The organism is Citrobacter farmeri (assembly GCF_019048065.1).
Taxonomy (GTDB): Bacteria; Pseudomonadota; Gammaproteobacteria; order Enterobacterales; family Enterobacteriaceae; genus Citrobacter_A; species Citrobacter_A farmeri.
The window spans coordinates 178554-193271 of sequence record NZ_CP077291.1; the positions used below are offsets into that span (position 1 = coordinate 178554).

At 54.8% G+C, this 14718-nt stretch carries 14 protein-coding genes; 6 read left to right on the forward strand and 8 right to left on the reverse strand.

Annotated features, from left to right (window positions below; translation table 11 throughout):
• Nucleotides 1-24 precede the first annotated feature (24 nt).
• The 4 genes from rhaS (I6L53_RS00865) to rhaB form a co-directional block, all read right to left on the reverse strand.
• On the reverse strand, nucleotides 25-1011 hold the full coding sequence (gene rhaS / locus I6L53_RS00865) for a rhamnose ABC transporter substrate-binding protein (protein ID WP_042325516.1): 987 nt from the start codon (nucleotides 1009-1011) through the stop codon (nucleotides 25-27).
• A 99-nt stretch (nucleotides 1012-1110) separates the two neighbouring features.
• On the reverse strand, nucleotides 1111-1938 hold the full coding sequence (rhaD, locus tag I6L53_RS00870; RefSeq protein ID WP_042325518.1) for a rhamnulose-1-phosphate aldolase: 828 nt from the start codon (nucleotides 1936-1938) through the stop codon (nucleotides 1111-1113).
• A gap of 109 nt (nucleotides 1939-2047) precedes the next feature.
• Nucleotides 2048-3307, reverse strand: a complete 1260-nt coding sequence (gene rhaA, locus I6L53_RS00875) for an L-rhamnose isomerase (protein ID WP_042325519.1) — start codon at nucleotides 3305-3307, stop codon at nucleotides 2048-2050.
• Nucleotides 3304-4773, reverse strand: coding sequence for a rhamnulokinase (rhaB, locus tag I6L53_RS00880; RefSeq protein ID WP_042325521.1), 1470 nt, complete (start codon nucleotides 4771-4773; stop codon nucleotides 3304-3306). The genes rhaA and rhaB overlap by 4 nt, the downstream gene beginning before the upstream one ends.
• A 300-nt stretch (nucleotides 4774-5073) precedes the next feature.
• Here rhaB and rhaS (I6L53_RS00885) point away from each other — a divergent pair, with 300 nt between their 5' ends.
• Nucleotides 5074-5910 carry an HTH-type transcriptional activator RhaS gene (gene rhaS, locus I6L53_RS00885; RefSeq protein ID WP_042325523.1) on the forward strand — a complete coding sequence of 279 codons (837 nt, stop codon included), beginning with the start codon at nucleotides 5074-5076 and terminating at the stop codon, nucleotides 5908-5910.
• Nucleotides 5911-6064: 154 nt separating this feature from the next.
• On the forward strand, nucleotides 6065-6913 hold the full coding sequence (gene rhaR, locus I6L53_RS00890; protein WP_042325525.1) for an HTH-type transcriptional activator RhaR: 849 nt from the start codon (nucleotides 6065-6067) through the stop codon (nucleotides 6911-6913).
• Here rhaR and rhaT read toward each other — a convergent pair.
• On the reverse strand, nucleotides 6910-7944 hold the full coding sequence (gene rhaT / locus I6L53_RS00895) for an L-rhamnose/proton symporter RhaT (protein WP_042325527.1): 1035 nt from the start codon (nucleotides 7942-7944) through the stop codon (nucleotides 6910-6912). The two genes, rhaR and rhaT, sit on opposite strands and share 4 nt — an antisense overlap.
• Nucleotides 7945-8230: 286 nt before the next feature.
• Between rhaT and sodA the strand changes: the two genes are divergently transcribed.
• Nucleotides 8231-8851 carry a superoxide dismutase [Mn] gene (gene sodA / locus I6L53_RS00900; protein ID WP_042325529.1) on the forward strand — a complete coding sequence of 207 codons (621 nt, stop codon included), beginning with the start codon at nucleotides 8231-8233 and terminating at the stop codon, nucleotides 8849-8851.
• Between the two features lie 193 nt (nucleotides 8852-9044).
• Nucleotides 9045-10028 (forward strand): 2-keto-3-deoxygluconate transporter, encoded by a 984-nt coding sequence (gene kdgT / locus I6L53_RS00905; protein ID WP_042325531.1) that lies wholly within the window; start codon nucleotides 9045-9047, stop codon nucleotides 10026-10028.
• 85 nt (nucleotides 10029-10113) lie between these two features.
• Here the strand turns inward: kdgT and I6L53_RS00910 are convergent, their stop codons facing one another.
• Complete coding sequence (locus I6L53_RS00910) at nucleotides 10114-11004, reverse strand: dihydrodipicolinate synthase family protein (protein WP_042325533.1); 891 nt, start codon at nucleotides 11002-11004, stop codon at nucleotides 10114-10116.
• Nucleotides 11005-11157: 153 nt separating this feature from the next.
• On the opposite strand from I6L53_RS00910, the gene yiiM reads away from it, so the two are divergent.
• On the forward strand, nucleotides 11158-11832 hold the full coding sequence (yiiM, locus tag I6L53_RS00915) for a 6-hydroxyaminopurine reductase (RefSeq protein WP_042325535.1): 675 nt from the start codon (nucleotides 11158-11160) through the stop codon (nucleotides 11830-11832).
• A gap of 48 nt (nucleotides 11833-11880) precedes the next feature.
• Here the strand turns inward: yiiM and cpxA are convergent, their stop codons facing one another.
• Nucleotides 11881-13254 (reverse strand): envelope stress sensor histidine kinase CpxA, encoded by a 1374-nt coding sequence (gene cpxA, locus I6L53_RS00920; RefSeq protein ID WP_042325537.1) that lies wholly within the window; start codon nucleotides 13252-13254, stop codon nucleotides 11881-11883.
• Nucleotides 13251-13949: an envelope stress response regulator transcription factor CpxR gene (gene cpxR, locus I6L53_RS00925; RefSeq protein WP_001033731.1), complete on the reverse strand. Its 699-nt coding sequence runs from the start codon at nucleotides 13947-13949 to the stop codon at nucleotides 13251-13253. Before cpxR ends, cpxA begins: the two co-directional genes overlap by 4 nt.
• 150 nt (nucleotides 13950-14099) lie before the next feature.
• Between cpxR and cpxP the strand changes: the two genes are divergently transcribed.
• On the forward strand, nucleotides 14100-14600 hold the full coding sequence (cpxP, locus tag I6L53_RS00930; RefSeq protein ID WP_042325675.1) for a cell-envelope stress modulator CpxP: 501 nt from the start codon (nucleotides 14100-14102) through the stop codon (nucleotides 14598-14600).
• Nucleotides 14601-14718: the final 118 nt, after the last annotated feature.

Sequence of the window (14718 nt, forward strand, 5' to 3'; positions counted from 1 at the left end):
TCATCCGGCGGCGTGACCCTGGGATCAGAAGATTTTTGAGAACTTATCAATGTTGCTGGCATCGTAGACGAATGGCTCAGCCATTGCGCCATTGCCGTCGGCATCCAGTTTCACTTTGCCCAGTTTTCCCATATTGGCTTCAGTTTTGCTGGCAGTGCCTTTGACGAGGTCGTCCGCCAGATACGTTGCCGCATAGCCCAGATCGATAGGGTTCCAGATAGCAAAGCTTTTCGACGCGCCAGACTTCACTGCTCCCGCCATTTCAGACGGTAAGCCGAGGCCGGTCACATACACTTTGCCAATTTTTCCCTGATCCTTCACCGCCTGTGCCGCGGCGACAATACCGACGGAAGAAGGGGAGACGATCACTTTCAGGTCAGGGTAAGATTTGAGCAGTCCCACCGCTTCACGGTAGCTCTTGTCAGAGAGATCGTCGCCATAGGCCACGGTCACCAGATTGATGGACGGATACTGCGGAAGCACCTTTTTCATCTCCGCAATCCAGATATTCTGATTAGTCGACGTTGGAGTGGCGCTCAGGATCGCCACATCGCCTTTCTCCACGTTCAGCGCTTTCAGCGCATCGGCGGCGAGTTTAACGTTGGTTTCGCCGATCAGCGCATTATTCGACGGGTTAAGGTGGATCTGTCGGCCCGCAGGCGCCACGCCGGAATCCCATGAGACCACTTTGATCCCGCGCTGCATCGCTTTTTTCAATACGGGCACGACGGCATCGGGATCGTTGGCGGAGATGGCGATCGCATCCACACCCTGAGCGATCAACCCATTCAATACCTCGATCTGCGCTTCTGCGGTAGTCGTGGTAGGACCGGTGTAGATCACTTTGACATCACCAATCTCTTTGGCTGCCTCCTGGGCGCCGACGTTTGCAGCTTCGAAAAATCCATTACCTAACGATTTCGCCACCAGGGCGATTTTAACTTCAGCTAAAGCGGAACCGGACAACGCCAGAGCGGCAACGGTGAGGATCAAGCTTGTCTTTATTTTCATTGCTTTTACTCCACATGATGTTGATTCCCATAGGGAATGGTTTGGATTTGCAGGTGACAGAGTTCGCCCCGTCTCAGTGAGCGGGGCGCGATGTTGTTATCAATACAGTTCTAATGCACTGGCGAGCGGGGTGACGCCAAAGCGTTTACCCAGCGCGATCAGTTCTTCGCGGCTGATGGTTTGCTTCATGCCGCCCATCGACAGCACTTTGACTAACACTTCGGCGGACTTCTCGGCGGTATCGATCAGCCCAAACGTTTCATCCAGCGTCGGGCCGCTGCCGAATACGCCGTGGAACGGCCACAGCACCAACGAATGTTTCTGCATTTCCTGCGCGGTGGCCTGGCCGATCTCGTCGGTACCCGGCACCATCCACGGCAGAATGCCCACGCCATCCGGGAAGACCACCAGACACTCGGTACTGCCTTCCCACAGTTTGCGGGTGAAAAGCGCGGTGCTGTTTTCCAGCACATAGGTCAGGGCGATCAGGTTGGTGGCGTGGCAGTGCATGATCACGCGATCTTTACCCTGGGTGGTTTGGATGCGCTCACAGTGCGACAGGAAATGTGCCGGCAGCTCAGAGGTGGGCACCGCCTCGTTCGTCAGCCCCCATAGAATGTGGTAGCCCGCTCCGTCGCTGTCCACTTTCACGATGCCTAAATTGGCGGCGGGATCGAGTTGTACGTTGCGGAAGAATTTACCGGAGCCGGTTACGATAAACGGCGTGTTCGCCAGCAGCGGCATAGGCTGGCTCAGGGCGATGTAGCGCGGTGTACGATGGAAGTCGGCGCTGAAGGGGGCGATGTCCGCATCGTCGAGACGCAGCGTCAGGTTGCCGCCGTTGCGCTCATCCCAACCTTTCAACCAGGCATCGGAGGTGGCTTTAATCATTCCCTGAACAAACCAGGCGTTGAGAATATTTTGCATAAAAGATGTACCTGTCTTAGTAAATGCCCGATGGCGCTGCGCTATCGGGCCTACGATGTTGAGAGTGTCAGTAGGCCGGATAAGCGCAGCGCCATCCGGCAATGATGCGTTAACCGCGTTTGCTCAAAATCTCTTTCTCATAGGCGCGAACGCTCTCCAGCCACTGGCTGCCGGCTGGCGTGTCATGGCGCTGGCAATACATCTCCCATACTGCCTGCCACGGCAGGCATTTCTGCTCTTCCAGCAGCGCCAGACGCGCGGTGTAATCGCCGCTGGCTTCCAGTTGGCGCAGATGTTCGGTTGGTTCCAGCAGGGCGCGCAGCAGCGCTTTTTTCATGTTACGGGTGCCGATGACCCATGCCGCGATGCGGTTGATGGAGGCATCGAAGAAGTCGAGACCGATGTGGACGCGGTCGAACAGGTTGTGGCGTACGATCTCGCTGGCAATCGCCTGGGTTTCATCATCCAGCAGCACCACATGGTCACTGTCCCAACGCACCGGGCGGCTTACGTGCAGCAGCAGACGCGGCACGTACAACATGGCGGCGGAGATTTTGTCGGAGATCACTTCTGTCGGATGGAAGTGGCCCGCATCGAGGCACAGGGCGGTCTGGCGGCTGGTGGCGTATCCCATGTAGAACTCGTTGGAACCGACGGTGTAGCTTTCCGCGCCGATACCAAAGAGTTTGCTTTCGACGGCGTCGATATGGTGCGCCGGGTTCAGTTTTTCGCTGATGACCTCATCCAGCGCGTCCATCAGGCGCTGACGCGGGGCCAGGCGGTCCACGGTGACATCTTTCATGCCGTCCGGGATCCAGATATTCATCACCGACGGTGTGCCCAGTTGCTCTCCAAAGTACGCGGATACGCGGCGGCTGGCCTTACAGTGGTCGATCCAGAACTGGCGGATAGTGTCGTCAGCGTGTGCCAGCGTGAAGCCGTCTGCACTCAGCGGATGCGAGAAGCAGGACGGGTTGAAATCCAGACCGAGTTGATGCGCTTTTGCCCACTCCACCCAGTTTTTAAAGTGCTCCGGTTTGATTTTGTCGCGGGCGACCGGGGTATCGGATTCCAGATAGATGGCGTGCAGGTTCAGGCGTTTAGGGCCAGGGATCAGGCTGAGCGCCTGTTCCAGATCGGCGCGTAGCTCATGGGCATTGCGCGCTTTACCCGGATAGTTGCCGGTGGCCTGAATACCGCCGGTCAGCGACCCTTCCGGGTTTTCGAAACCGGCTACGTCATCGCCCTGCCAGCAGTGCATCGAGACCGGCAGACGATCGAGCTGGCGCAGTGCCTCCTCGACATCAATACCTACTGCGGCGAAGCGTTGTTTCGCCAGTTCCCAGGCTTGTTCCAGTTGAGTGGTCATGCGCAAAGCTCCTTTGTCTGTCGTTTTGAATGAAATTGCGCGACATAGCGGGCAATCTCACTGTCAGGATTGGGGGTAAACGTGGTCAGGTTGTAATTGGCGGTGACCACCTGGCGGAAGTCATCGACATTGTTGAGTTCATCCAGTGTCATCAGTTGGATACCGATGTTGCCGAGTGTGGACGCTTCAATAGGGCCGGCTATTACGCGGATGCCGCAAGCATCGGCGCAAAGTTGGTTCAGCAGGACGTTCTGGCAGCCGCCGCCGACAATATGCAACTGGCTGAAGGACTCGCCGCGTAGCGTCGACAGTTCCTGCAACACATCGGCGTAGAGCAGCGCCAGGCTGTCGAAAATACAGCGGGCCAGCTCCGCGTCGCTGTCGGGTACCGGTTGCCCGGATTCGCGGCAGGCGGCCTGAATTTCGGCGCTCATGTTGGCGGGGTTAATAAAGCGATCGTCATTCGGGTTGATCAGAAAGCGACAAGCGGGCAATGACTGCGTGGCGGCAATCAGCGCGGGCAGGTCGTCCACCTGACGCTCTTTTAGCACGCGCTGTAGCAGCCACAGTCCCATAATATTTTTCAGTACCCGATAGCGCCCTTCCGCGCCGCCTTCATTAGTGATGTTCGCCGCCAGCGCGGCGTCGTTGGTGTAAGGCGTTCTGCTTTCAAAGCCCATTAACGACCAGGTGCCGGATGAGAGATACGCGCTGTGTTTATCGGCCAGTGGCGAGGCGATCACCGCGCTGGCGGTGTCATGACTGGCGACAGCCACCACGGGGATCTGATTCTTCTGCGGGCAAATCCAGTAACCAATCACGTTGCCCGGATGCGTCGGGTGACCAAACCAGGCGTTGTCCGCCCCCGTCCACGCCAGCAGCGTTTCATCCCAGTCGTCGCTGTTGATATTCACCAGTTGCGTGGTGGTGGCGTTGGTGTATTCCCAGTTCAATTCGCCGGTCAGACGAAAGCTGAAGTAGTCGGGGATCAGCAGGGCGTGCGTAACGTGCGCAACCAGCTCGGGCTGCTGTTCGACCTGCGCACGCAGCTGGTAAAGCGTGTTGAACGGCAGGAACTGGATCCCGCTGCGTTGGTAAATAGCGCATTTACCGAGCTGTTCCTGTGCGCGCTGCATCACCCCTGTGGTACGGCTGTCACGGTAGGAAACCGGTAGCCCGACGCGCTGACCTTGCTTATCGATCAGGACATAGTCCACGCCCCAGGTATCAATACCGATGCTGTCAATGCGGATGCCTTCATCGCAGACTTTTTCCAGCCCCAGGCGGATGGCGTCTTCGAGGCTGTCGAGATCCCAGGTGTCGAAACCGTCCTGCTTTTGCAGGCAGTTGACGAAGCGATGGATTTCACGCAGCGTCAGGGTGCGATGTTCACTGTCATAGCGCGCCAGCATTACACGTCCGCTGGAGGCGCCAAGATCGACAGCGACACAATGGCGAAAAGTCATAGTGAGGTCCTTCTGAGTTTCATTAAGCCCAGTCTAGAAAACCTCGTCATGGCTCACCTTCTTGTTACTGACAGGCAGAATAGGCCGCTGGCAAGAAAGCAAAGGTGAACGTGATAACGTTCACAGTTTCCGGTAATAGGCGCGATTTCCCCTGATGTGACGCCGTCCGCATTTCCGGATCTTTCCCGTCTTTTCTTGAAAAATTGACCCTGTTTGCACGGTTTCGTGTCAAAAATTTAAGGTGAGGTGGCTAACCCTTAATTACTATTTCTGACATGTTCATTTGACCCGGATGCCATCATGACCGTACTGCACAGCGTGGATTTTTTTCCATCAGGTAAAGCGCCCGTGGCCATTGAGCCCCGGCTACCTCAGTCCGCTTTTCCAGAACATCATCATGATTTTCATGAGATTGTGATTGTGGAACATGGCACCGGTATTCATGTATTCAATGGACAGCCCTATACCATCAGCGGTGGTACGGTCTGCTTTGTTCGCGACCATGATCGGCACTTGTATGAACATACGGACAATCTTTGCCTGACCAATGTGCTCTACCGCTCGCCCGATGCATTCCGCTTCCTGGCCGGGTTGGATCAATTGCTGCCGCAGGAACAGGATGGCGTGTACCCCTCCCACTGGCGGGTGAATCAGAGTGCGCTGCAACAGGTACGTCAACTGGTGGCAAAAATGGAACAGGATGGCGATGAGAGCGATCTCCCCGGCGTGGCCAATCGTGAAATTCTGTTCATGCAGTTGCTGGTGCTGTTACGCAAAAGCAGCCTGATGGAAGGGGCGGAAAATAACGATGCGCGCCTGAATCATCTGATGGCCTGGCTGGAAGATCATTTTGCCGAGGAAGTATGCTGGGAGGTGCTGGCCGATCGGTTCTCGCTGTCCCTGCGGACATTGCACCGCCAGTTGAAACAACAGACCGGGTTAACGCCGCAGCGCTATCTTAATCGTCTGCGTTTAATCAAGGCCCGCCATCTGTTACGCCATAGCGATGAAAGCGTCACGGAGATCGCTTATCGCTGCGGTTTCGGCGACAGTAACCACTTTTCGACTCTGTTTCGCCGTGAATTTGACTGGTCGCCTCGCGATATCCGCCAGGGACGGGATGCGTTACTTCAGTAACGCGAATACTATCAACGTTTTTCGCCGCCAAATCGCTGATAATCATCGTTCTGTGATGCCGGATGGCGACGCGGTGGCGTCTTATCCGGCCTACGTGTTTACGTAATTTGTAGGCCGGATAAGGCGAAGCTGCCATCCGGCAAGGAATATTCTGGTGGCGAATCAACTGATTCTTCTAAAAGACGACTTCTTTGCGAATGCCGGACAGGCCGTCGCCGTTGCCGATCGCTATCCGCAGGATGTGTTTGCCGAACATACGCATGATTTCTGTGAGCTGGTGATTGTCTGGCGAGGCAATGGCCTGCATGTGCTGAACGACCGTCCCTATCGCATCACCCGTGGCGATCTGTTTTATATCCGCGCTGAAGACAAGCACTCCTATACCTCCGTTAATGACCTCGTGTTGCAGAACATCATCTATTGCCCGGAGCGGCTAAAGCTGAATCTGGGCTGGGAGAGTGCAATTCCGGGTTTTAACGGCACGCCGCGGCAACCCCACTGGCGACTGGGCAGTGTCGGAATGACGCAGGCGCGCCAGGTGATAAGCCAGATTGAGCATGAAAGTAACCAGCACGATCCACTCGCCAACGATATGGCGGAGCTGCTCTTTGGCCAACTGGTGATGACGCTGAAGCGCCATCGCTATGCCACCGATACGCTGCCGGCGACCTCCAGTGAAACGTTGCTGGATAAACTGATAACCGCGCTGGCAGCCAGTCTGGAACGTCCGTTTGCGCTGGATGCCTTTTGCGATCGGGAAGCGTGCAGTGAACGCGTGCTGCGCCAGCAGTTTCGTAGCCAGACCGGGATGACAATTAACCAGTATCAGCGTCAGGTTCGCGTCTGCCATGCGCAATATCTGCTTCAGCACAGCCGCCTGATGATTGGTGAAATTTCGATGAAGTGTGGATTTGAGGACAGTAACTACTTTTCTGTGGTGTTCACGCGGGAAACCGGGATGACGCCCAGTCAATGGCGTCATCTCAGTAACTCAAGTGATTAGCTTGCCATGCCCAGGCCGACAATGTTGGCGGCGATGATGATCACCACGCATCCCAGACTCAGTACGCCGACAGGACGACGCCCGGCGTTGTTCCACTCTTTCAGCACCAGACCGACGATACCACCGCACAGCACGTAGAAACTCATGTGCAGCATCCAACTGATGTAGTCATATTGCGCCGGAATACGCGCGTGGCCCCAGGCGTAGAAAAAGAACTGCAAATACCACATCAGGCCACCGAGCGCAGACAGCAGCACGTTGGTGATGATCAGTGATTTTGCCAGCGAGAAGTCGGCTTTTACCGACAGGTTCTTCACTTTTGCCAGACGAATAAAACAGAAGCCCAGGTTGACCAGCGCGCCGCCGCCCATGATCACCACATAGCTTGGCAGCGCGACATACAGCGGGTCTACACCCAGCGCTGCGGCAGCTTCATGCATCGGTTTTGCGGCGTTCATCGCAAATGACATACCTGCGGAGAAAATGCCGCACATTACGGCCAGCAGTAGCCCTTTTTTCAGATTGAAATCTTCGGCTTTGATGCCCATTTTGCGCTCTTTGAGCTGACCCGCACGAGTGACGATCCCAACACCAATCAGCGCAACCAGCACCCCGAGCAGGGTCATACGCCCGCCTTCGGTGTTAATCAGCACATCAAAGTTGCCGTTGATGATAGGGGTCATCAGCGTACCGACAATCAGCGTGATGCCGATAGCAATGCCAATCCCCATCGACATGCCGAGGTAGCGCATGGTCAGGCCGTAGTTGATATTGCCGATGCCCCACATTGCGCCGAACAGAAATACCGGCAGTAGAGTGGAGAGGCTGAACGAACTGTAATAGGCCCAGAAGTCGGGCAGCAGCATGGCGCTAATGGTCCAGGGAAGAATCAACCAGGAGACAATCCCGCCGACCGACCACATCGTTTCCCATGACCACTGTTTCACTTGTTTGAACGGGGCATAGAAACAGGCCGCACTGGCTGCGCCTATCAAATGCCAAAAAATACCCATCGTAATCGCGTTACTCATCACATCATCCTCATTGTTTTTATCGTCGTTTCTACCCTTCCGACGTCATGAGTTTAAAAATTGCGCAGATGTATAACCTTTTGCCGATTGCCGCGATTTTCCCTTTCTGGCAAAGACCCGGTTAAGTGGGTGATATGGCTCACATAATCAACAATAGACGCTTTTGTAATAACCTTATTAAAAGTACGGCATTGATAATCATTTTCAATATCATTTAATTAACTATAATGAACCAACTGCTTACGCGGCGTTAACACCCGGCCGCTCGACAATAATGGAGATGAATATGAGTTATACACTGCCATCCCTGCCGTACGCTTATGATGCGCTGGAACCGCACTTCGATAAGCAGACGATGGAAATCCACCATACCAAACATCATCAGACTTATGTAAACAACGCTAACGCGGCGCTGGAAAGTCTGCCTGAATTCGCTAACCTGTCTGCAGAAGAGCTGATCGCTAAACTGGATCAGGTACCTGCCGACAAGAAAACCGTTCTGCGTAACAACGCGGGCGGTCACGCTAACCACAGCCTGTTCTGGAAAGGCCTGAAAAAGGGCACCACCCTGCAGGGCGATCTGAAAGCGGCTATCGAACGTGATTTCGGCTCTGTTGATAACTTCAAAGCAGAGTTTGAAAAAGCCGCGGCAACCCGTTTCGGTTCAGGCTGGGCCTGGCTGGTACTGAAAGGTGACAAACTGGCGGTTGTTTCTACCGCAAACCAGGATTCCCCGCTGATGGGTGAAGCCATTTCTGGCGCTTCCGGTTTCCCGATTGTGGGTCTGGATGTGTGGGAGCACGCTTACTACCTGAAATTCCAGAACCGTCGTCCGGACTACATCAACGAGTTCTGGAACGTAGTGAACTGGGACGAAGCGGCTGCGCGTTTCGCGGCGAAAAAATAAGTCTTATTTAACAAGATGTAGCGTTTGAATAACCCCGTCGGCGCGGCCGGTGGGGTTTTTTTGTGATCAAAATCGGACCAAAAACAGTGATCCATAAAAAATGAAACATTGTTTTGTTATGTGGTTGGGATCACTTTTATTATTGTGCTGAATGTCTATCGTTGACACATCTTTACATCGGAAGGTGATGGAAATGCAGATTAAACGCACGATAGAAAAAATCCCTGGTGGCATGATGCTCGTCCCTTTGTTCCTGGGCGCGTTGTGCCACACGTTCTCTCCTGACGCGGGGAAATATTTTGGCTCATTCACCAACGGGATGATCACCGGTACGGTGCCAATTCTGGCCGTGTGGTTTTTCTGCATGGGGGCCTCCATCAAGCTGAGCGCGACGGGGACCGTCCTGCGTAAGTCCGGTACGCTGGTGGTGACCAAAATTGCGGTGGCATGGGTGGTAGCGGCGATTGCCTCACGGATTATCCCTGAACATGGTGTGGAGGCAGGGTTCTTTGCCGGGCTGTCAACACTGGCGCTGGTTGCGGCAATGGATATGACCAACGGCGGGCTGTACGCGTCGATCATGCAGCAGTACGGCACCAAAGAAGAGGCCGGGGCATTTGTTCTGATGTCACTGGAATCAGGCCCGTTGATGACGATGATCATCCTCGGTACGGCCGGGATTGCGTCGTTTGAACCGCATGTTTTTGTCGGTGCCGTGCTGCCATTCCTGGTGGGCTTCACATTGGGTAACCTGGACCCTGAACTGCGCGAATTCTTCAGTAAAGCCGTTCAGACGCTGATCCCCTTCTTCGCCTTTGCGCTGGGCAACACCATCGACCTGAGCGTGATTGCGCAGACCGGTCTGTTGGGCATTCTGTTGGGGGTTGCGGTGATTATCGTGACCGGTATTCCGCTGATCGTTGCCGACAAACTGATTGGCGGCGGCGACGGTACGGCAGGGATTGCCGCTTCCAGCTCAGCAGGTGCCGCAGTGGCGACACCGGTACTGATCGCCGAAATGGTGCCCGCGTTTAAACCGATGGCGCCGGCGGCAACCTCGCTGGTCGCCACCTCGGTGATTGTGACGTCAATCCTGGTGCCGATTATCACCTCCATCTGGTCGAAGAAGGTCAAAGCGAAAGCGGCGACAGTCGACATCCAGCATGCAGTGAAATAACCCAATAATGCCGGATGGCACTACGCTTATCCGGCCTGTTTTTTCCGCGTAAAAAGGCCCGGTGAATCTCACCAGGCCTTGTCTTTTAACGACCAAATACCTCATCAATCGTCCGGCAGTCGTGTTCGTTCAACTCGCCGCCCGCATTACGTGAAACTCCGCTGCAATAACCAAACTTCCGCGATACCACCGTCTTGATGGTGGTGACGAAATCTTCGCCAATGGCATAAATCGACATATACACGCCAATTTTCTGCTGAATGTCGCGCAGGGCAGCCAGGTCACCGGCTTTGAATGCTTCACGTGCGCTGACAAACAGCTCCGGCATGACATTGTTGAGTCCGGAGATAATCCCCGCACCGCCAGCCAGCAAGTTGGGAATGAAATACTCGTCATAGCCTGAAAGTACGGCAAAGTCGTCACGCACGGCCTGAGTTGCCTCGATCATTCTGCGGGTATGCGACTGGCAGTCGACAGTATCTTTGATCCCGGCGAAGTTCGGGAATTCGCTGGCAAGCTGGGCGACCAGGTCCGGCGTTAAGTCACTGCCGGTGCGCGGCGGGAAGTTGTAGGCGAACCATTTGCCGCTGAGCTTTTGTCCCACCTGGCGAAAGTAGCTCAGCAGCTGCTTCGGCGTTTGACCGTAGTAATACGGCGGCAGCACCATCACTGCATCGTAGCCTGTGCGATACGCTTCCTGCGCCATCTGTAAGACATCGTGGATGCAGGTGGAGGAGACGTTAGCCACCATCTTCAGCGAGCTCATGGCGCGCGCCTCGCGAATCAGCAGCAAGCGTTCGTCGAGGGTGAAGGAAGCGAATTCCCCGATACTGCCCATCAGCAAAATCACGTCGATTTTTGCCTCGGTCAGGCGTTGAAGGTGTTGGCTCAGACCGTTGAGATCGATATTACCATCCTGATCCATTGGCGTAATGGAGGGGCACCAGACGCCAGCAAACTGCGTTTGACCTGTCACGTTGTTGACTCCTTATTATGAAATGGCGTTTCAAAATCACTTCCATTGATAGCATGGATATCTGCGCGTCGTGTGAACCGTGCTCTCATTTTGCGCGGTTGAGGTAAAATAATTGTGGTTAAATAAGGCAAACTTATCGGAGAGAGGGGCCAGATGCGATATCCAGTAGCGGTATTCAGCGGCAAGATTCAGGAGTACACGGGGAGCCGCCCCAGTGCGATTGGCAAAATTCAGGTTGATGGCGAACTGATGCTGACGGAACTGGGCCTGGAAGGTGATGAACAGGCGGAAACGAAAATCCACGGCGGTCCGGATCGTGCACTGTGCCACTATCCACGCGAGCATTATCTGTACTGGGCACGTGAGTTCCCGGAGCAGGCGGATCAATTCGTGGCGCCAGCTTTTGGCGAGAACCTCTCTACCGATGGCCTGACGGAACAAAATGTGTATATCGGCGATATTTTCCGTTGGGGCGAGGCGTTGATTCAGGTCACGCAGCCGCGTTCACCGTGCTTTAAGCTCAATTTCCACTTTGGTATCAGCGATATGGCAAGCCTGATGCAGAACTGTGGCAAAACGGGCTGGCTGTGCAGCGTGATTGCGCCAGGCATGGTGTCAGCCGATGCGCCGCTGGAACTGGTCTCCCGCGTTAGCGACGTCAGCGTACAGGAAGCTGTCGCCATTGCCTGGCATATGCCCTTTGATGATGAACAGTATCACCGCTTATTGTCAGCAGCGGGGCTATCAAAGAGCTGGACGCGAACGATGCAAAAGCGCCGACTGAGCGGCACAATCGAAGATCAGTCACGACGTTTGTGGGGCAAGTAACCGGGAAGCCGGACGGCCTTGTCGCCATCCGGCACTACGGTGAAGCGATTACGAACGTTTATACAACGGTAGCCAGATAATCAGCCGTAAGCCGCCCAGCGGACTGTCTTCGGCTTTCACCCAGCCGCGATGCTGCTGAATGGCGGTTTCCACAATCGCCAGACCCAGACCGGTGCCGCCGGATTCGCGATCCCGCGCTTCGTCAGTACGATAGAACGGGCGGAAAATCTGCTCGCGGTCTTCCGGGCTGACGCCTGGGCCATCATCATCCACCGTGATCGTAATACCGTCCTTATCCACCGCGAAGCCGACTTCAATCTTCGTGTGTGAATAGCGCAGAGCGTTACGGACGATGTTTTCCAGCGCACTTTCCAGCGCGTTCGGGTTACCGTACAGCGGCCACGGTCCCGGCGGGAAATTCACCGTGAGTGATTTACCCATCTGCTCGGCTTCGAAGGCAGCGTTATCCAGCACCTCGCCCCACAGATGATTGGCCTTCATCGTTTCGCTGACCAGCGCGTTCTTCTGCTGATTGCGCGACATTACCAGCAGATCGTTGATCATGCTGTCCAGACGCTGGGCTTCGGTCTCAATACGCTCCAGCTCCTTGCTCTCGCCGCTGCGGCGACGTAACAGCGCGGTTCCGAGTTGCAGACGCGTGAGTGGAGTTCTCAGTTCGTGTGAGATGTCTGACAACAGGCGCTGCTGTGTCGTCATCATGCGTTCCAGGGCCGTCACCATCTGGTTGAAACTGGCGCCAGCGGCAAGGAACTCCTGCGGGCCAGCTTCCAGCTCCGGATGCTGACGCAGGTTACCCTGAGCCACCTCATCCGCCGCGTTTTTCAATTTACGCGCTGGTTTCGCCAGACTCCACGCCAGCCATAACAACAGAGGGGAGCTGACTAACATGGTGACAATCAGCAACAACAGCGGGCGGTCAAACAGCAGGTTGATAAAATCGGATTGGGAATTGCTGGCTGGTCGAATCAGGTAAAGCTGGTAGTTATCCTCCCCATCTCTTACGGAGAATGGCCCGACCATTTCGACGCGGCCGTACTTTTTCTTCTGCGGATGATCGGCGTTATCCGCCTGACCAATAAAGTTACGAATGATCTGCATTTCGCTGCGTTCAGCGCCGATCACGCGTCCTTCTGTGGTCACAAGCAATAATCGCTGTCCAGGCGGCGCCCACTTATCAATCGCACGGAACAAGCGACGCCACCACATCAAATCATTGGGTGGATCGTTCGCGAGTTCAGCTTCAACGTGTTGCTCAATCATTAACCCCTGGCGCTGTTCGCTGTCCAGTAGCTCGGTCATCTGGCGTGAGTCGAGCTTGGGTAACATCAATACCAACATCAACACCAGTGCCAGCGTCAACCAGAAGATGGCAAAGATGCGCGCGGTTAAGCTCCCTATCATGAAGCGGAAACCATCAGATAACCGCGACCACGCAGGGTTTTAAACCACGGATGTCCGTCTTTCCGCTCCGGCAGTTTGCGCCGCAGGTTGGAGATATGCATGTCGATGGCGCGGTCGAAAGGCGTCAGGCGTTTACCCAGCACTTCCTGGCTCAAATGTTCACGCGATACCACCTGGCCGAGATGCTGCGCCAGCAGATAGAGCAGGGTGAATTCGGTGCCAGTTAACTCCAGTGTTTGCCCGTCAAAGCTGGCTTCCTGGCGGCCCGGATTGAGGCTGAGGGCATCCACTTCCAGCGTCGGTGAGCCATTATCACTGCTTTGCTGCTGTTCGCTCCAGTGCGAGCGGCGCAAAATAGCGCGGATACGAGCGACCAGTTCACGATCGTTAAATGGTTTCGGTAAATAGTCATCCGCGCCCAGCTCGAGGCCAAGTACGCGATCCAATTCGCTGCCGCGGGCGGTCAGCATAATCACAGGGGTCTGGTGTGTCTGGCGAAGCGCTTTCAGCGTATCAATACCGTTTTTCTTCGGCATCATGACATCAAGCAAAAGTAAATCAATGCTGTCGTCCAGAAGCTCAAGCGCCTGCTCCCCGTCATGGGCAACCAGCACATTGAAGCCTTCCATTTCGAGCAGCTCCTTTAACAGGGAAGTCAGCTCTCGGTCATCATCAACTAACAGGATTTTATTCATTGTTTAAGTACCTCCGAGGCAGAAATTACGTCATCAGGCGTCGCTAATCCATGACTTTACGTTGTTTTACACCCCCTGACGCATGTTTGCAGCCCGAATCGTAAACTGTCTCTCGTTGAATCGCGACAGAAAAGATTTTGGGAGCAAATGATGCGCAAAGTTACCGCTGCCGTCATGGCCTCAACGCTGGCACTCAGTACGGTTAGCCATGCAGCTGAAGTCGTTACAGGCGATAACTGGCACCCGGGAGAATCCGCTGCGCCGCGCACTGTACAAAGCCATATGTTTGACGGCATAAGTTTAACCGAACATCAGCGTCAACAGATGCGAGATTTGATGCAACAGGCCCGACATGAACAGCCGCCTGTTAATGTTAGCGAAATGGAGACAATGCATCGCCTTGTCACCGCAGAAAATTTTGATGAAACCGCTGTTCGCGCTCAGGCAGAAAAGATGGCGCAGGCACAGGTTGCCAGACAGGTCGAAATGGCCAGAGTTCGCAACCAGATGTATCGCCTGCTTACCCCCGAGCAGCAAGCGGTTTTGAACGAGAAGCATCAACAAAGAATGGAGCAGTTGCGCGACGTGACGCAATGGCAAAAAAGTTCTTCGTTGAAGTTATTGAGTAGTAGCAACTCACGTTCCCAGTAGTAAACCCTGTTTTCCTTGCCATAGACACCATCCCTGTCTTCCCCCACATGATGTGGGGGTTTTTTTTGCCTGAAAATTGTCATGTTCATAATCGCTGACTGTCTTACACCTTCCGTTA